At 59.9% G+C, this 19,316-nt stretch carries 8 protein-coding genes; 3 read left to right on the top strand and 5 right to left on the bottom strand.

The features are described from left to right. Positions 1-728: 728 nt before the first annotated feature. From RHM60_RS02115 to tpx, 5 genes are all read right to left on the bottom strand, one after another. Positions 729-2,276 (bottom strand): efflux transporter outer membrane subunit, encoded by a 1,548-nt coding sequence (locus RHM60_RS02115; RefSeq protein ID WP_322213438.1) that lies wholly within the window; start codon positions 2,274-2,276, stop codon positions 729-731. After that, positions 2,273-5,380 carry an efflux RND transporter permease subunit gene (locus RHM60_RS02110; protein ID WP_209981496.1) on the bottom strand — a complete coding sequence of 1,036 codons (3,108 nt, stop codon included), beginning with the start codon at positions 5,378-5,380 and terminating at the stop codon, positions 2,273-2,275. The genes RHM60_RS02115 and RHM60_RS02110 overlap by 4 nt, the downstream gene beginning before the upstream one ends. Further along, complete coding sequence (locus RHM60_RS02105) at positions 5,377-8,478, bottom strand: MdtB/MuxB family multidrug efflux RND transporter permease subunit (protein WP_322213437.1); 3,102 nt, start codon at positions 8,476-8,478, stop codon at positions 5,377-5,379. Before RHM60_RS02105 ends, RHM60_RS02110 begins: the two co-directional genes overlap by 4 nt. Further along, entirely contained in the window at positions 8,475-9,773 is a 1,299-nt protein-coding gene (locus RHM60_RS02100) for an MdtA/MuxA family multidrug efflux RND transporter periplasmic adaptor subunit (protein WP_322213435.1), read from the bottom strand. The genes RHM60_RS02105 and RHM60_RS02100 overlap by 4 nt, the downstream gene beginning before the upstream one ends. Positions 9,774-10,005: 232 nt before the next feature. Then, complete coding sequence (gene tpx / locus RHM60_RS02095) at positions 10,006-10,506, bottom strand: thiol peroxidase (protein WP_209981489.1); 501 nt, start codon at positions 10,504-10,506, stop codon at positions 10,006-10,008. 158 nt (positions 10,507-10,664) lie between these two features. On the opposite strand from tpx, the gene RHM60_RS02090 reads away from it, so the two are divergent. The 3 genes from RHM60_RS02090 (at position 10,665) to RHM60_RS02080 (ending at position 19,054) form a co-directional block, all read left to right on the top strand. Continuing rightward, entirely contained in the window at positions 10,665-11,954 is a 1,290-nt protein-coding gene (locus RHM60_RS02090) for a glycosyltransferase (protein ID WP_322214567.1), read from the top strand. A gap of 70 nt (positions 11,955-12,024) precedes the next feature. Beyond that, positions 12,025-12,930, top strand: coding sequence for an AraC family transcriptional regulator (locus RHM60_RS02085; protein ID WP_322213434.1), 906 nt, complete (start codon positions 12,025-12,027; stop codon positions 12,928-12,930). A gap of 142 nt (positions 12,931-13,072) precedes the next feature. After that, positions 13,073-19,054 (top strand): hypothetical protein, encoded by a 5,982-nt coding sequence (locus RHM60_RS02080; protein ID WP_322213433.1) that lies wholly within the window; start codon positions 13,073-13,075, stop codon positions 19,052-19,054. The last annotated feature ends 262 nt before the right edge of the window (positions 19,055-19,316 follow it).

The raw sequence follows: 19,316 nt of genomic DNA, 5'->3' as shown, positions 1-19,316 counted from the left end.
GCTTCGGGCTGGGTCGAAGTGTGGTGGCTGGGTGAGTGGCTGGGTGGCTGGTGGGGTACATATCCGTTGCTGCGGTTATGGCGGGTATGGGTTCCGCCCTTACGGCGGGTCACTTTTGGAAAAGAGCCCCAAAAGTAACCAAAAGGGCTCTTGCCCCACCACTTGGCACCTCGCTCAGGCTCGGTGTGCCCGCACGCAGACTTGAATCCGTGGGCCGCCGCAATGGGCCATCCCTGGCCCAGTGCGGCTAACCCGGCGTCCTGCCGGGTTACCCACGGATTCAAGCCTGCGTGCGGCCAGCGTGGTTGACGGGGCGCTTGAGATCAAAAGCCAAAGCAAAGCAAAGCAGATCAAAAGCAGACGGTGTTGTATCTGATCCATGGAGATCCAAATGTGGGAGGGGGCTTGCTCCCGATAGCAGTGGGTCAGCTACCCATAAGCTGACTGACACTCAGCCATCGGGAGCAAGCCCCCTCCCACAGTTTGTACAGCGTTCGGCAGACAATTCCGGTCGGCTCTAAGGCCGCCGCGCTTTTGCTTTTGATCTGAGGCGCCCCGTTAAACACGCTGGCCGAACGCAGGCTTTGGAGCGTGGGTAACCCGGCAGGACGCCGGGTTAGCCGCGCTGGGCCAGGGATGGCCCATCGCGGCGGCCCACGCTCCAAAGCCGGAGTGAGGGCATGCCGAGCCTAGGCGAGGCACCGAGTGTTGGGGCAAGAGCCCTTTGGTTACTTTGGGGCTTTTCCAAAGTAACCCGCCGTAAGGGCGGAACCGCCAGTAGCCATCCCCCAATAACGGCTATACACCCAATCACTCCCCCCCAGAAGCAGTAACCCCATCCCACCCCCACCCAGCGCCGCAATCAACTGCACACTCGCCACCAAACGCGTCTGCAGCAACGTCAACACCGTCCGCTCATTACTCAATGCGGTCGCCTGCACCGTCACCACATCCAGATACGCAATCAACCCTGCCTTGTACTGGTTCTGCGTCAAACGCAACGACTCACGCGCGGCGTCCAGCGCTTCGTTGCTGACCACCGCCTCGTCTTCCAGCACCTTGAGCTGCACCATGTAGTTTTCCACTTCACGGAACCCATCCAGCACCGTCTGGCGGTACTTGGCCACGGTCTCGTCGTAGGAGGCCACCGTGCGGTCGACCTCGGCCGAGCGCTGGCCGCCGTCGAACAGGGTCATCGCAAGCTTGGGCCCCACCGACCAGAAGCGGTTCGGCAGGCTGATCCAGTCGGCATAGGTACTGCTGGTATACCCGCCCGCCAGGCTCAGGCTCAAGTCCGGGTAGTAGGCGGCCTTGGCCACGCCGATATTGGCATTGGCGGCGATCACCGAGCGTTCGGCCGATGCGATGTCCGGGCGCCGTTCGAGCAGTTGCGAGGGCAGGCTCAGCGGGATTTGCGGCAACGCGGGAATGTCCTTGCTCACCGCCAGGTTGAAGTTGGCCGGGGCCTCGCCAACCAGCACGGCGATGGCGTTTTCCAGTTGCGCGCGCTGCCAGATCAGGTCAATCAGGCTGGCCTGGGTGGTCTTGAGCTGGGTTTGTGCCTGGGCGACCGCGTCCTTGCCGGAAATGCCGGCGCGGTATTGGTTTTCGGTCATCTGCAGCGAACGCTGATAGGTGTCCAGCGTGGCTTGCAACAAGCGCGTCTGTTCATCCATCACGCGCAATTGCAGGTAGCTCTGCACCAGCTCCGACTGTTGGCTCAGGCGCATCGCCGCGAGATCCGCGGCGCTGGCTTCGGCGCTGGCCTCGTTGGCTTCCAGGCCTCGGCGCAACTTGCCCCACACGTCCGCCTCCCAGCTCACGCCCAACTGCGCGTTAAGGGTGTCGCGGATACCGCTGCTGGAACTGCTCAGGCTCGCGTTGCTGCTGCCGGTGCCCTGGCTTGCGCGGGTCTTGCCGACGCTCAGGTCGACGCTGGGGTAAAACGCGCCACGGGCGCTGCGCACCAGCGACTGGGCCTGACGGAAACGTGCTTCGGCCTGGGCCACGGTCTGGTTGGAGGTGTTCAGACGCGTCACCAGGTCATTCAATTGGCGGTCGCCGTACAGCTCCCACCAGGCGCCACGGGCAAGGGAGTCGCTCGGCGTGGCCTGGCGCCAGCCCTGGGCTTCCTTGAACTGCGCCGGCTCGATCACCTCCGGGCGTTTGTAATCGGGGCCAATGGCACACGCGCTGAGCAACAGGCCGCACAGCAAAAGGCTCGCCACGCGGGACCCACGGAACATGGCGCATTGGGCAAACGTTGAATCGGTCATAGCGCAGAGTCCAGGGCAGCATCGGTACGCACGCCACGCCAGGCGTTGAAACGGTGGCGTGCGCGGTCGAGATAGAGGTAGACCACCGGGGTGGTGTAAAGGGTCAGGACCTGGCTGAACACCAGGCCGCCGATGATGGTCAGGCCCAGCGGATGGCGCATTTCCGCACCGTCGCCGCTGCCCAGCAACAAGGGCAAGGCGCCGAGGATGGCCGCCAGGGTGGTCATCAGAATCGGCCGCAGACGCAGCAGGCAGGCGCTGCGAATCGATTCCAGCGGGCCCAGGCCGTCGTTGCGCTCCAGTTGCAACGCCAGGTCGATCATCAAAATCGCGTTTTTCTTCACCACGCCGATCAGCAGGAACAGCCCGAGCAGGGAGATCAGGCTGAACTCGCCGCCTGTCAGGTAGATGGCGAGCATGGCGCCGACCCCGGCCGACGGCAGCGTCGAAAGAATCGTCAGCGGGTGAATATAGCTCTCATACAGAATGCCCAACACCAGGTACACCGCCACCAGCGCGCCGAGGATCATGAACGGCTGGCCTTTCTGCGTGGCGGCGAAGGCGTCGGCGGTGCCGGCCATCTTGGCGATCACATCTTCGGGCAAGCCGACCTTGGCAATCGCCCGTTCGATCGCAGCCGTGCCCTGCTCCACCGTGACCCCGGGGGCCATGTCGAAGGCAATGTTTTCCGAAGCGAACTGGCCCTCGTGGCTGACCCGGTCATTGGCCAGGCTGTTTTCGTAATGGGCAATGGTCGACAACGGCACCCGTGCGCCATCGGCGGTGATCACCTGCATCTGGTTGAGGGTGATCGGGTCCTGGGCATATTTGGGGTTGACCTCCATCACCACCTGATACTGGTTGAGGCTGTCATAGATGGTGGAAATCTGCCGCTGGCTATAGGCGTTGTTGAGCACCGCCGTGACCATGTCCATGTCGATGCCCAGGCGCTTGGCCTGGTCACGGTCGACAATCAGCGTGACCTGCGCCGCCCCCCGGCCCTCCCGCGCATCGATGGCGGTCAGCTCCGGCAACGTACGAAAGGCGGCGACCACTTTCGGGTACCACAGCCGCAGCGCGGCAAGATCGCCACTTTGCAGGATGTAGGAATATTGCGCGCTGGTCTGGTCACGACCGCCGCCAAACTGCAGGTCCTGGTCGGCCATCAGGAACAGGCGCCCGCCCGGCACCAGCGGCACGTCCTTGCGCAGGCGCTCGATCACCGCCTGGGCAGACACCTTGCGCTCGGCAATCGGCTTGAGGCGTACCAGCATCACCGCGTTGTTGGTGCCGTTGTTGCCGCCGATAAAGCCGGCCACGCTGAGCACCGCCGGGTCCTTGAGCACCGCCTTGCGGAAGGTCTCCATCTTCGGCTGCATCACGCTGAACGACAGGCCGTCGTCACCGCGCACGAAGCCGATCAACTGGCCGGTGTCCTGCTGAGGCATGAAGGTCTTGGGCACCACCACATACAGCGCGACGTTCACGCCGATGGTCAGCAGCAGGCTGAGCAATGTCAGGCGCCGATGGCGCAGCACCCAGTCCAGGCTGATGGCATAGCCGGCCACCATGCGGTCGTTGACCTTCTGGCTCCAGCGCTGCAGCCCGGTCATGCGGCCCTTGACCTGGGGCTTGAGCCAACGTGCGCAGAGCATCGGGGTCAGGGTCAGCGAGACGATCAGCGACACAATGATCGCCGCCGACAGGGTGATCGAGAACTCACGAAACAGGCTGGTGACGATGCCGCCCATGAACAGGATGGAAAGGAACACCGCCACCAGCGACACGTTCATCGACAGCAAGGTAAAGCCCACTTCCTGAGCGCCCAGATACGCTGCCTTCATCGGCGGCACACCGTCGTCGATATGCCGGGAGATGTTCTCCAGCACCACGATGGCATCGTCCACCACCAGGCCGGTGGCGAGGATCAACGCCATCAGCGAAAAATTGTTCAGCGAGAACCCATACAGGTACATCACCGCGAAGGTGCCCACCAGCGACACCGGCACCGCCAGGGTCGGGATCAGCGACGCGCGGAAATTGCCGAGAAACAGATACACCACCAGGATTACCAGGCCCACCGCGATCAGCAGGGTCATCTCGGCTTCATGCAGGGTGGCGGTGATCACCGGTGAGCGGTCCATGGCCAGGCTGAGCTTGACGCTGGACGGCAACACCGCCTGCAACGCCGGCAACTGCGCCTTGATCTGCCTGACCGTTTCGATGATGTTGGCGCCGGACTGGCGGTTGATCACCAGCAGCACCGCCGAATCGTTGTTGAAGAAGCCACTGTTGTAGCGGTCTTCGACGCCGTCGGTGATCTTCGCCACGTCCGACAGGCGCAGGGCCGCGCCATTCTGGTAGCGAATCAGCAGCGGCTCGTAGTCCTTGGCTTTTTCCAACTGGTCGTTGGCCTGGATCTGCCAGTTGCGCTGGCTGTCTTCCAGCGAGCCCTTGGGCCGGCGCTGGTTGGCATTGGCGATGGTGTTACGCACATCGTCCAGGGCCACGCCGTACTGGTCGAGGGCCTTGGGTTGCAGTTCGATGCGTACCGCCGGCAGCGAACTGCCGCCGATCTGCACTTCGCCCACGCCGGGCACCTGGGACAGGCTTTGCGAGAGGATGGTCGAGGCCAGGTCGTAGAGCTGCCCCTTCTGCAACACGTCCGAGGTCAGCGACAGCACCATGACCGGCGCCTGGGACGGGTTGATCTTCTTGTAGGTGGGCATGCTGCGCATGCCGCTGGGCAGCAGGTTGCGCGACGCGTTGATGGCGGCCTGCACCTCCCTTGCCGCGCCGTTGATATCGCGGTCGGAGTCGAACGCCAAAATCACCCGGGTGGAGCCTTGGCTGGACGAACTGCTCATGGTGGTGATGCCGGCAATCGAGCCGAAGGAACGCTCCAGCGGCGTGGCCACGGTGGACGCCATCACTTCGGGGCTGGCCCCGGGCAGGCTGGCCGACACCACGATCACCGGGAAATCGATCTGTGGCAAGGGCGACACCGGCAGCAGGTTGAAGCTGACACCGCCCAGCAGCATGATCGCCAGGCTCAGCAGCAGCGTGGCGACCGGCCGGCGAATGAAAGGTCCGGACAGGTTCATGGCTCAACCGGCTCCAGGCGTTGCGGTTCTTTGCGCCAACGCCGTCCCAGACGATCGAAGTACAGGTAGATCACCGGTGTGGTGAACAGCGTCAACACCTGGCTCACCAGCAGGCCGCCGACCATCACCAGGCCCAGGGGCTGGCGCAACTCGGCGCCGGAACCGCTGGCGAGCATCAGCGGCACCGCACCGAACAGCGCGGCCAGGGTGGTCATCAGGATCGGCCGGAAACGCAGCAGCGCCGCCTGATAGATCGCCGTCTGCGGGTCAAGGCCCTGGTTGCGTTCGGCGTCGAGGGCGAAGTCGATCATCATGATCGCGTTCTTCTTCACGATACCGATCAGCAAAATGATGCCGATGATCGCGATCATGCCCAGGTCATTACCGCTGAGCAGCAAGGCGAGCAACGCGCCCACCGCTGCCGAGGGCAGGGTCGAGAGGATGGTGATCGGGTGGATATAGCTCTCGTACAATACGCCAAGCACGATGTACATGGTGACCACCGCCGCCAGGATCAGCAGCAGGGTGCTCGACAGCGAAGCCTCGAACGCCTGGGCCGCGCCCTGGAACTGGGTCTGCACGCCCACCGGCATGCCGATGTCCTTCTGCGTCTGGTTGATCAGTTCCACGCCTTTGCCCAGCGCGACGCCCGGGGCCAGGTTGAACGACATCATCACCGCCGGGAACTGACCGATGTGCGCAATCGCCAACTGCGCCTGGCGCTGTTCCACGCGGGCGAGGCTCGACAGCCGCACCTGGCCGCCATCGGTGGTTTTCACGTGGATCTGGTTCAGCGCCTCCGGGCCGAGGGTTTCGCCCGACTGGGCCTGCAATACCACACGGTACTGGCTGGCCTGGGTGTAGATGGTCGAGATCTGCCGCTGGCCGAAGGCGTCGTACAGCGCATCGGTAATGGTCGACACGCTGACCCCCAGGCGCGAGGCCGCATCGCGGTCGATCACCAGATACACCTGCAGGCCCTTGTCCTGCAGGTCGCTGGCGACGTCGGTCAACTCCGGCAACTGACTGAGGGCCTGCACCAGCTTGCCGCTCCACAGCGCCAGCAGCTCGGCGTCCGGGGACGACATGCTGAACTGGTATTGGGTGCGACTGACGCGGTCTTCGATGGTCAGGTCCTGCACCGGTTGCATGAACAGGCGAATGCCCACCAGCTTGTCGATCTGCGGTTGCAGGCGTGCGATCACCTCGGTCGCGCTCAGGTCACGTGCGGCGTGGGGCTTGAGGTTGATCAGCAAACGGCCACTGTTGAGCGTGGCGTTGTCACCGTCCACGCCGATATAGGACGACAGGCTTTCTACGGAGGGGTCGGCCAGGATGATTTTGGCCAGTTCCTGTTGGCGCTGGCTCATGGCGGCAAACGAAATCGACTGCGGCGCCTCGGAAACACCCTGGATCACCCCGGTGTCCTGCACCGGGAAAAAGCCCTTGGGCACCACCAGGTACAGCACCACGGTGAGGCCCAGGGTCGCGATGGCCACCAGCAGGGTCAGCGGCTGGTGCCTGAGTACCCATTGCAGCATGCGCGCGTAGCCGTTGATCAGCCAATCGATCCAGGCGCCGCTGGCCTTGTAGAAGCGGCTTTGCTCCGATTCCTCGGGCTCGCGCTTGAGCAAGCGCGCGCACATCATCGGCGTGAGGGTGAGCGAGACCACCAGGGAGATCAGGATTGCCACCGCCAGGGTGATGGCGAACTCGCGAAACAGCCGTCCCACCACATCAGCCATGAACAGCAGCGGAATCAACACGGCGATCAGCGACAGCGTCAGGGAAATCAGGGTGAAGCCGATCTGCCGCGCGCCCTTGAGCGCTGCCGCCATGGGCGTCTCCCCTTCCTCGATATAGCGCGCGATGTTTTCCAGCATCACGATGGCATCGTCCACCACGAAACCGGTGGCGATGGTCAGGGCCATCAGCGTCAGGTTATTGATGGAGAACCCGGCCAGGTACATCACGCCAAAGGTGCCCACCAGTGAAAGTGGCACGGCGATCGACGGAATAATGGTCGCACTGACCCGGCGCAGGAACAGGAACGTGACCATCACCACCAGGGCAATGGCAATCAGCAATTCGTGCTGCACATCGGTGACCGACGCGCGAATGGTCTGGGTGCGGTCGGTGAGCACGGCCACATCCAGGCCGGCCGGCAGGTTGTCGGTGATGCTCGGCAGCAGCGCCTTGATGCGGTCGACCACCTCGATGACGTTGGCGCCCGGCTGGCGCTGGATATTGAGCAGCACAGCCTGGTTTTTATTGGCCCAGGCGGCAAGGCGTTCGTTTTCGGCGCCGTCGACGATCTGCGCCACATCCTTGAGACGCAACGGCGCGCCATTGTTGTAGGCGAGGATCAGCTCGGCGTATTGCTGGGGCGAGACCAGTTGATCGTTGGCGTCGAGCATCGACACCCGCGTGGGACCGTCGAAGTTACCCTTGGGCTGGTTGACGTTGGACGCGGCGATCAGGGTGCGCACGTCCGACAGGTTCAGGCCGTTGGCTGCCAGGGCCTCGGGGTTGACCTTGATGCGCACGGCCTGACGCTGGCCGCCGGCGATGCTGACCATGCCGACGCCGCTGATCTGCGCGATCTTTTGCGCCATGCGGGTGTCGACCAGGTCATTGAGCTTGGGCAGCAGCATGGTTTTGGAGGTGATTGCCAGGGTCAGCACCGGGGTGTCCGCCGGGTTGACCTTGTTGTACACCGGCGGCGCCGGCAGGTCCTTGGGCAACAGGTTGGTGGCGGCGTTGATGGCGGCCTGCACCTGTTGCTCGGCGACGTCCATGTTGATGTCGAGGTTGAAGCGCAGGGTCAGCACCGAGGCGCCGCCGGAGCTGGTGGACGCCATCTGCGTAAGGCCGGGCATTTGCCCGAACTGGCGCTCAAGCGGCGCGGTGACCGCGCTGGTCATTACGTCGGGGCTGGCGCCGGGGTACAGGGTCATCACCCGGATCGTCGGGTAATCCACCTGGGGCAACGCCGATACCGGCAGCAGCCGGTACGCGATGATGCCGGCCAGGACAATGGCCAGCATGCTCAGCGTGGTGGCGACCGGGCGAAGAATAAACAGCCGCGACAGGTTCATGAACCGACCTTTTGCGCCTTGCCGGCGTTAACGCCGCTCTCGGTTTTGGCCGCAGGTTTGCCTTGCAGGTGTTCGGTCGGGGTGGTGGGCACTTCGGCACTGTCGTTGACCACTTCGATTTCGCTGCCGTCCTTGAGCCGGTCGGTGCCTTCCATGACCACGCGGTCGCCAGCCTTCAGGCCCTCTTTGATCACGGTGTTGTCGCCGTCGGTATCGCCGACTACCAGCGGCTGAACCTTGACCTTCCGGTCGCCATCGAGCACGTAGACGAAGGTGCCGTTGTTGCCGAACTGGATCGCGGCGGACGGCGCCAGCACCACGTCACGCAGGGTATCGGCCAGCAGGTGCACGTTGACGAACTGGTTGGGAAACAGTGCCTGATCCTTGTTATCGAAGCGTGCCTTGAATTTCAGGGTGCCGGTGGTGACGTCGATCTGGTTGTCCAGGCTTTGCAGTACGCCGACGGCCTGTTTCTTCGCGTCGCCACGGTCCCAGGCCTCAACCGGCAGTTTGTTGCCGGCGTGGTAACGGGCGAGCACGGTGTCCAGGGTGTTTTCCGGCAGGGTAAAAGCCACGCTGATCGGCTGGGTCTGGGTGATCACGGCCAGGGCGGTCGTGTCGTTGGCGGCGACGAGGTTGCCGACGTCCAGCTGACGCAGGCCAACGCGGCCGGCAATCGGTGCGCGGATTTTGGTGAATTCGAGATTGAGCTTCGCGTCATCCACCGCGCCCTGGTTGGTCTTGACCGTGCCCTGGTATTGCAGGACCAGCGCTTCGGCGGTGTCCAGCGTCTGCTTGGCGATGCTGTCCTGCTTGTACAGGTCGCGATAACGCTGCACATCAACCTGGGCGTTTTTCAACTGCGCCTGGTTCTGCAGCAGCGTGCCCTGGGCCTGGAGCAAGGCGTTCTGGTAGCTGCGCGGATCGATTTCCGCCAGCAGGTCGCCAGCCTTGACCATCTGCCCCTCTTCAAAGGCGATCTTGACCAGCTCCCCACCGACCCGGCTGCGTACATTGATGGTGTTGAGCGCGGTGACCGTACCCAACGCCTTGTAGTACACCGGGAACTCCCCCAGCACCGCCGGCGCCACACGCACCGGCACCGGCCCGGTGGACCCGCCGAAGCCCGGGCGGGCCATGCCGGTTTTGCCGGTGTGCCCCGCCGCCGCGTCCTTGTGGGCGCTACTGCCGGGCCAGAATTTCCAGCACAGGCCGGCGATAACCAGCAGCACAAGCAGGCCGAACAGCCAGCGGCGGGAGTTGCGGGGGGAGGATTGCATGGAGTGATCAACCATTGGGCGCGAGAGCTTCTTCTTTGGGAGGCTGAAAGATAAGCACTGGGGCAGTTTAAGAAAAGCGCCTTTACCGGCTATTTACCTTGGGCTTACAGGTTTCAACCGTTGCAGCTTAGTTCAAATGCTATTTCGCTAAGCCGCTGAAGCTCAAATAAAAACGGCCTGGACGAGGCCAGGCCGCAAGCATGTATCAGGCGTATTACTGCAAGATCGCAGTAATGTACCGAAACAGTTACTTCAAAACAGCCAGGGCGGCTTCGTAGTTTGGCTCCTGGCCAATTTCAGCCACCAGCTCGCTGTGCAGCACTGTGTCGTTTTCGTCCAGCACTACCACGGCGCGGGCGGTCAGGCTGCGCAGTGGGCCGTCGGTGATATCGACACCGTAGTCCTGGGAGAAGGCAGCGCTGCGGAAATCCGACAGGCTTTTCACGTTTTCCAGGCCTTCGGAACCGCAGAAACGCGCCTGGGCGAACGGCAGGTCGGAGGAAATGCACAGCACCACGGTGTTGCTCAGCTCGTTGGCCTGGGCATTGAACTTGCGCACCGAGGTGGCGCAGGTCGGGGTATCGACGCTTGGGAAGATATTCAACACTTTGCGCTTGCCGGCGAAGGAAGCCAGAGTGGCATCCGACAGGTCACCGGCGGTCAGGGTAAAGTCGGGAGCCTGGGAACCGGCCTGTGGCAGTTCGCCTTCAACCTGGACAGGGTTACCTTTGAGAGTGACTTGAGCCATGAACGAAATCCTTATACGGGTTTGATGAAACGAATTCGAGAGGCCGAAGTTAACCACAAAGTGCCGCCGCTACCTACCCCGCAGGCAAATTGTCATCACCCCGGGTTGTGGTTTAATTGCACGCTTTTTGCCCGCCCCTTTTCAGGAACCCGCCTTTGATAAATCAGCCCTCCACCAAAGTCCTGGTTATTGGTTACGTCTGGCCGGAACCCCGTTCCTCGGCTGCAGGCGGGCATATGATGCAGATTCTTGAGACGTTTCTCACCCAAGGTTGGGACATTACCTTTAGCAGTCCGGCCGCACTCGGCGAGCATAAGGCCGACTTGTCGACGCTGGGCATTGCCGAATGCGCCATCGAACTCAATAACAGCAGTTTCGATGAGTTTATCCGTGAGCTGGCCCCGGATATCGTGCTGTTCGACCGTTTCATGATGGAAGAGCAATTCGGCTGGCGCGTGGAAAAGTGCTGCCCCGGCGCGCTGCGCGTGCTGGAAACCTCGGACCTGCAAAGCCTGCGCGACGCACGTCACCAGCGTTTCAAGGAGCACGCAAAAGCGCATTCCGACAGTGACGACTTCACTGCTCTGTTCGCCCCTGCGCTGAGGGACGAATTCCAGCGCATGGCTGACACGGACCTCGCCAAACGCGAAATCGCTGCCATTTATCGCTGCGATATCAGCCTGATGATTTCCGACGTGGAAATCCGCCTGCTCACCGAGCAATTCAAGGTGCCAGCCGCCCTGCTCCACTGGTGCCCGCTGATGATGCAGCCGCCCACCGCCGCCTTTGCGCCCTTTGAAGACCGCGCGCATTTTCTCAGCATCGGCAACTTTCGCCACGCCCCCAACTGGGATGCCGTGCTGTGGATGAAGAGCAGCATCTGGCCGCTGATCCGCCAGCAACTGCCGGGCGTCCAATTGCACATCTATGGCGCTTACACACCGCCCAAGGCCACTGCCCTGCACAACCCGGCGCAGGGTTTTCATGTGCTGAACTGGGCCGAAGATGCGCTGCAGGTGATGAGCGCCGCGCGCATCTGCCTGGCGCCGCTACGCTTCGGCGCGGGGATAAAAGGCAAACTGGCCGACGCCATGCTGTGTGGCACACCCAACGTCACCACGCCCATCGGTGCCGAAGCCATGGGCGATGAACAGCCCTGGCCCGGCATGATCGAACACCGAGCCCAGGCGCTCGCCGCCGCCGCCGTCGCCCTTTATCAGGACCGTGAGCGCTGGACCCAGGCCCAGGAACAGGGTCGCCAACTGCTCGCCCGCCGCTATGACCAACGCATCCACGGCCCGGCGCTGGTGCAATGCCTGGAAAACTGCCGCATCCACCTCGCCAGCCACCGCCGCAACAACTTCACCGGCAGCATGCTGCGTCACCATGCCCACAAGAGCACGCAGTACATGTCGCAGTGGATCGAGGCAAAAAACCGCGCCCTATGAGGCCGGCGCTGGCGAGGTGGTGCGTGAGGAGGCATTATCTGTGCAGCAATCACAATAAAGCGACGGCGCCATGACCCGAGCAACGCGAGTTACCGACCCTTCCTACGAACTGATGGACGATCACAACGGTCTGTCCATCATCTATCGCCAGCACGGTTTCCCCTGCCCGCTGGTGCGCTGGCATTTCCACAAGGAATACGAGCTGCACTTGATCGTTGCCAGCTCGGGCAAGGTGTTTATCGGTGACTACATCGGCAACTTCTACCCGGAAAGCCTGTTTCTCACCGGCCCCAACCTGCCCCACAACTGGATCAGCCAGGTGGAAGAAGACGAAGTGGTGCCCAAGCGCGACATGCTGGTGAACTTCACCGATGAATTATTCGAACACGGCAGCCATGTCTTCGCCGAACTCAAACGCCTGGAACCGTTGCTGGAGCGCGCGCAGTACGGCATCGAATTTCGCTGCAAAAAAACCATCGCACTGGCCATGGGCCTGATGCAGCGCATTGAGGAGACCCAAAGCATCGCGCGACTGGGGCACTTCTTCATCCTGATGGAGGCGCTGAGCACGTGTGAGGATTATCAATTGCTCTCGGGCGCCACCACGCCGCAATTGGCCGACGAACACAACATTGACCGCACCAACCGCGCGGTGGATTACATTTTTGCTCACTACGCACGGGAGTTGCCGCTGGAGGAAGTGGCGGACTACCTGGGGATGAAGCCCACCTACTTCTCAAGAGTGTTCAAGCAGGCGACGGGCCGTACCTTTGTCGAATTTGTTAACCGTTTACGCATCAGCAAATCCTGCGAGTTGCTGGCTGACGGAGAGAAGGCGGTGACGGATGTGTGTTTCGAATCGGGGTTCAATAACATTTCCAACTTCAACCGGCGTTTTCAACAGCTCAAGGGCATGACGCCCTCACACTATAGGCGGTTGGCGGTGCAGCGGTTGACCGAGCAGAACCTCGCTTGAGCAAGAGCGAGGCTGAAAAAATCTGACGCCGCGCATCAAAGTCGGTCTCTATCTTCTGCGTATATTTCCCGCAATACATCCTGTGGAACGCCTAAAGAACATAACGCAACACAGCGAGGACTTTTATAGCGACGAGAAATCAATGATGAACGCCGTAGGATCCTCCCTAGTCACACTCTCCTCGCCGACCCTGCCCGCTCAGACCGAATCAGATACCGCCGCACAAAAATCCAGCCGCCTCTCAAGTCCGCCTGTAAGCGCCGGTTACGTGTTGGTCAAACTGGAAGCCCAAAAGCGTGCAGCCAATTTGATCAGGGCAGGCGACAAAGCCCTCGCATCCAGGCACAGCGCTGCGTTGATGGACCAGATCATCGCCGGCCATGTAACGTTGGACGGGTGGTCCAAGGTAAACATTGATATTCCCCCCGTCTCGACGTTCGGCAGGGCCTGGGCTCAACTGACCCATGCCATTAACAGCGAGCCATTTGCAAGCTACGCGCGCGCACACAAAATCGACACTTCCACGCTTGAACTGAACTCGCAATCAGGATGGGTACTCAATTGCGTTGCGGACGGTAAACCTCAGTCCTTCTCGATATACGACCTGGGTTACCTGGAAGCGACCGCAGCAGTCACCAAAGCGGCCCAGGCGCTCACCCCGACGCTCAGGCAGATCAGCTATACAAACGCTGACAGCGCGCCCTGTGAAGTCGTCAGCGACTTCTACGCCGCACGTACCGACGGCACAGACAATGGTCGGCTCAAATTGATCGCCTTGCAGCAGCAACATCAGTCCTTCGAAGCGTTGCGTGAGCCTGATTCCAAGGCCGCGCAGCTCAATCTCCCTGCATACTCACGCATTCGCGAGAAACAGCAACAGGCGATCGACGACCTGTCTGCAGAAATATCAACAAACCCCGAACTCACGCCCATCGCACAGCACACGCCCAAGCTGTCGGTCGAAACCGCTGACCGGGAAATGGCGAGAAAGTCTGCCAGCGCCTTGTTAAGCCTCAGGCCTGAGATGGCAGGCTACGGTACAGGTCCGCGCAACAATTTTGCGGCATCGGAGATCCCCGAACACTCGACGCTCGGGCGAACCCTGCAGGCGTTGATAAAGTCAATTTCCAGTAACGCCTTTACGCGTTTCACCGCCGCACGGCGCATCGAACCTGGCACCGCGAAGATAAACACGTTCACCGGCGACCTGCTCTGTTCTGTAAGAGGTAGCGATGGTCAAGTCGTTGAGAAGACTTTCAAAATGGCCAACGACTCGGAATGGGCGGCCATTGCCCCTTCCATGCTGCCCCACGCCAAAAGCCTCGCGTCCGGCGCAAACGTTAATGTATGGCTTAATCAGGAGCCGCTAATCAACCTGGCCACGGTGAATGTTTTTTACGGTGAGCCGAAACAGGCCGACACGCTGGAAGGTGTTCTCGAACAAGCGTCAAGGCTCACTCGCACCGGCTTCCGCGCCTTGAACAACGACAATCCGCCCACAGATCCTGCGGCTCTGCGTATCCAGGAAAAGCAACGCGCCGTGATACAACAGCTGATGCCTGAGCCGCCCCTTTCGGACGGTATCGAAAGCGCCGAAAGCGCGCTGGCCGTCGCCATGCACCGTGTGATGCTTGAGGTGAAAGCCGATCCGGCCCAAGCCATTGGAAAAACCATCAACTCGGTACCGTCCGACAGTCTGTTCGGACAGTGGTGGGATTACCTCGGCAAGGCGCTGAACGGGCGCGGGTTCACCGAGTGGGCTCGCGAACAAAACGTGGACTTGACGTCCCTGAGTTACGATCCTTCAGACCAGGCGCTGATCGGTAAAGTCAATGGCGTTGACCAGCGTTATACCGCCAAAGACTTTGCAACAAAATACCCGGGGTATTTCGATGTGCTTACCCCGGTACTGAACGCCGCAGCCCCCTTCGCAGCCCCAGGAAAGCCCATTACGCTGTCTCAAGCCGTAACCGCCAATGCGCCGTTCAAGTTGGTGTGCAATTTTTATGGCATCAACCCTGACTACACCAGCCCCGCCTTCGCGCAGCAGACAGAGCGGATGGGCCGAACACAACGGTTCCCGACCCCCGTTGAAGACCCCGATCAGATCGTGAACGGTTTGATCCGGCAAAAAACGGCGTTGGGGGACAGCAACGACCGATATGCGCTCGTTGATCAGCTTAAACGCGTCGATCAAAACGGCCACCACGCCATGCGGATCAAAATCGACCCTGATTCGTCCCATCGTCCCAAGGGTGCCAGGACTGTTCAGGAGTTTCTTCGAGACAACAAATGGAACGACGTCACGTCGACTCAGCAGACCGAAAACCTGTTAAAGGCGTTGCAAACGCCCGTCCCTCAATCACCGGCCTTGGGCAACCTCTGGGGGTTTCTCTCCACCGACCTCCCCCTCAGCGTTAAACAGCGCAGCAAGGTGGCGGAGTTTGTGAAAGACAATATCGGCCAGCACGACAGCCTTTGGAGCTATTTAAGCGCCGGTATCACTGGCCTCGACGCCCAACCTGACAAAGCACTGGAACGGATATTGTCCAGTGATAAAGCCGTCGAATTTGCCGCGAAGCTGGAAATCGACATGCAGGGGCGCACGACCACGACCAGCCTGAAGCAGTGGCTGTTGACAGCCCTGGTGCTGGAGCTCGATCCGAAGGCGGGCTCTGCGCGCAATAAGGTTGCAGACTTCCACTTCATGCACGCTGATAACTGGGGACTTCACCCCAACGAAATCAGCCAGCGTTTCGATAAACACTTGATTGACACCGGTAAGGTACCCGCGGCACTGGCCCCGATCGCCTCGCATTTGCTGAAGTCAGGTATGGCGCCACAGTTTGTACGCAAAGACCTGCCGTCAGCGGCGACGCTGGGCTCCTCCGAGTTAGCCATCTACACGATGGGGGTAAATCTGGTCGAGCAGATAGCCCCCGGTGCAGCCACCGGCATGAGCGATGAACAGATCACCCGGTTTATCGGGATTGATCCCATTTCAGCTGATGAGACCCAACAACGCGCCATGGCCGGGATGAATCCGGTGATGGATTGGGCTATCTGCAACGGTCATGTCGTGAAGAGTGACAAGGATGAATACACCCTGGAACAAATGGCAACCGCGCAAAAATCCCTGAATAAACAGACCACTGAAGTGGCTGCCGCCAGCAAGTTTCTGGGTACCGTCAAGGCGCCCAGCAGGCGGGCGATGGCCCTTGAAGCGTTGCGGGCAAAATTTGGTTCCACTATCGATTTCGAGAATACGTACGTACGGGAGAGGGTCGGCAAGATATTTTCCGGCGTTAAAGCGAGCATTGCCGCAGTGTATGAGTCCGGCCGTCTGGGTGATCAGTGGGATCCGGAAAAGCCCGGGGTGGACGTCGAGAACCTGCGCAGGCACGCCTCTGAATTACCGGTCATAAAAGAGCAATTTAATAACGCTATCGAACAGGACTATACGCAGCGCAGGACCCACAGTATTTCGCAACTCAAGGATATGCTCAGCAAACTGCCATTGCCGATTCGCGTTGCCTTGAAGAATGGCGGAATGAACCTGTACGCCGTGGGAAATACCGGCGGTATCGTGCTGGATGTCGATCACTACGGAAAGCAGTACACGCTCGCCGTCTACCCGGGCGCTGGAAAAATAATACAAATCCCGGCTATAGACCGTTCGGTGCTTCACGGCAAAGCCGGCAGCGTAACCATCGACTTGAAGGCCTTCCAAAGTGGCGCAGAGCCAAAACCTGAACTCACCCCCAACGTCGTCTTGACGCCCCTGCACGTTGTCGACCCCGATGTTTATGAAGGGGGCAGGCGACTTTTGTTTGCAGAGCAGGCGGGCACTACGCCCGCCAACTACGAAAGTATCAGGTTCCAACACGTGGCCGAAGTGCTGGTTGACACGGCCTACCTGAACAAGGCCAATTTCACCAACAAACAACGTGGGTACAACCCTGTGGACAATGCCGTCGAGCCCAGTGATGTCTTCCTGGGCTTCATGAAAGTAGTACCCGGCGGCTCAAGTATTCTGGACCTTTACAACGGCGATTATAAGAAAGCGGTATACGACCTGGGCGTCGACATCGTCATGTATGCAGCCACGGAAGGTGCAGGCAAACTCTGGTCACTGCTCAAATCGGGTACAGGCTGGGCGGCGGTCAAGGTGTCTGCCAAATTCATTGAGAAGTTCGGCGCCAAAGAAGGTGAAGATCTTGTGATCAGAGACCTTACAGCTAACAGTACCTCACAGACGCTCCTTTCAACCAGTCGACTGCAGCAAAGCCATCTGGCGGAACTGGGCGACGGGAAGTTTGTGCAGCCATCCAACATGGAAGACGGTGTCGTCATAAGCTCCGATACACCCCCACACACCAAAGTGACGGCAATCTTCCAGGAAGGTAACTGGTACGCCTACGACAGCAAAACAGCACAAGCCTATGGGCCGGCGCTGAAAGGGTTCGTGTCCGACACAACATCACTCGTGCAAAAAGAAACCTTTTCAGACGGCACCTCAGCGCTGGTAGCGCAAAAATCATTGGCCGAAGACGCCTTTACCCTCCCGCGCGTCAATGGCTTTGACCTGATCAACGAGGGCAAGGTCTACCGTTACGATACCCACGCACCTGGTGTATTGACTGACCTGGAATCGGCCGATCACTTTAAACCGCTCGAAGGTTTCGAGGCGATCTGCCGAGCCCCGACAGGGCTCACTGGCCGATTCAGGCGCGGTACCAATGACACCTGTTTCTCCAAGATCATCGACAACGTATCCAGTGAGTTGACCCAGGAACTGCAGGCGCTTGAGCACGTGCGGCTGTTCCCCTCGGAACCGAAGCTGTTCAAAAAGGACCAATTCGTCATTTTCGAGCGACGTCGGTTTAAGTTGGTTGAAGGTGAAATGGGCCCCCAACTGATGCCCGTCCTTGATAAAAAACGCATCACCTACAAGGACATTGTCAAAGGCACGATCACGCAGGATCCACAGTTCGGTTTTTACAGTGCGCAACCCAGTGACGCGTTGGCGCGGGAAAGCCGGGTGGTGAAGCTCAACAGCATCAGCACGGCGTGCGATGACAAGCGCGAGTTGCGAGGTATCGTGGTTAAGGACTCGATCACCGGCAGTACCAATCAATACTTGGTGATCGAAGCGGATATCGGCGAGTTTTACGTTGCGACATTAAACAAAGCGCCTGGCGACGAACTGACCTTTATAAAATGCACATCCAGAGAATTACCGTTGGTCATGAGCTATAAGGCTAAGCTCAACATACGCCAAGGCGTTTCCCACGTTCCCATTGATCACGATTTTATTGCCTTGCCGAAACTCGATATGGCGTTTCAAGCGCTGGAGCGTTCTGGCTATACGAGACAGGAAGTCGATGAGCTAAAAGTCTATTGTAAAGAGATGACCCCGGAACAGCAGCGTGAAGTCGTTTATCAACTGCAACGGCACGACGCGATCGGTAAAGCCGACATCGCTCTAAGGCCGATACAAGTGGCCGCATTGGATAAACCTGCTGACTTCGCAACCAGAACGGTGGAACAGCAGAACAAATTCTATGCAGAGCAAGCCAAATCCAATGTCAATCTTGGAATGAAAGCCACAGGGCTGGGACCCGGCAATCAAGTGCGGTCCACGGCGGATAAGGCGCGTGCGCAAGCCGCATTAGACACCATCAATTGGATACGTAGTACTGCGGAGAGCCACGCGCCAAATCGCGCCAATCTCGTGCTTAAAACCGGGGCTGGCAACTGCGGAGAAATGGCGATTTTGTCCAAGGACATTATTAATAAGAGCGGCGGTAGAGCCTATGAATGGTATGCATCGGACGCTCACGCGTTCACGGTGGTGGGTGGACCCTCAACGCTACCATCAGGGACCGTCGACTTTTCCGAGCAAGCCTGGAACGACGCCTGGATCGTGGACCCATGGACCGATATTGCCTGTCCCGCTCGCGAATACACACAGAACCTCAAGAAAGTCATGGCCCAGTGGGAAGGTAAAAATATAAAGATATTGGAGAGAGAGGCATTAATCAGCCCGTTGAATAAAAACTGGATGGAAAATCTCATAACGAAACCAAAAAATCCCTTTCCTCACGGGTATAACCGTTCCTGAACACCCTCCACAGGAACAAGCGCGCCGTCACCGTGTGATCGGCGCGCTTTGCCCAAGCCTAACCTGACCTGCCCCCCCCTCAGCCAAACTGCCAACGAGTGCAAAAAAGTATCAGCGAACGTGCACCCAAGGATTTGTCACAAGCGCATTTCAGGGCTGTAATCAACGCACACTCTTCCTGACTACCTGTAGGAAGACACAACAACAATAACTGTCCTTCTGCAGCCCTCTGGGCGCGGAAATGGAGTGCGCGATGAAGTTC

The organism is Pseudomonas sp. MH9.3, from assembly GCF_034354675.1.
Lineage (GTDB): Bacteria > Pseudomonadota > Gammaproteobacteria > Pseudomonadales > Pseudomonadaceae > Aquipseudomonas.
This window is presented reverse-complemented; position numbering and strand designations above follow the sequence as displayed.

Coding starts and splice junctions, on each gene's coding strand:
- RHM60_RS02115 (WP_322213438.1), bottom strand. CDS start 2,276: ATGACCGATTCAACGTTTGCCCAATGCGCCATGTTCCGTGGGTCCCGC.
- RHM60_RS02110 (WP_209981496.1), bottom strand. CDS start 5,380: ATGAACCTGTCCGGACCTTTCATTCGCCGGCCGGTCGCCACGCTGCTG.
- RHM60_RS02105 (WP_322213437.1), bottom strand. CDS start 8,478: ATGAACCTGTCGCGGCTGTTTATTCTTCGCCCGGTCGCCACCACGCTG.
- RHM60_RS02100 (WP_322213435.1), bottom strand. CDS start 9,773: ATGGTTGATCACTCCATGCAATCCTCCCCCCGCAACTCCCGCCGCTGG.
- tpx (WP_209981489.1), bottom strand. CDS start 10,506: ATGGCTCAAGTCACTCTCAAAGGTAACCCTGTCCAGGTTGAAGGCGAA.
- RHM60_RS02085 (WP_322213434.1), top strand. CDS start 12,025: ATGACCCGAGCAACGCGAGTTACCGACCCTTCCTACGAACTGATGGAC.
- RHM60_RS02080 (WP_322213433.1), top strand. CDS start 13,073: ATGATGAACGCCGTAGGATCCTCCCTAGTCACACTCTCCTCGCCGACC.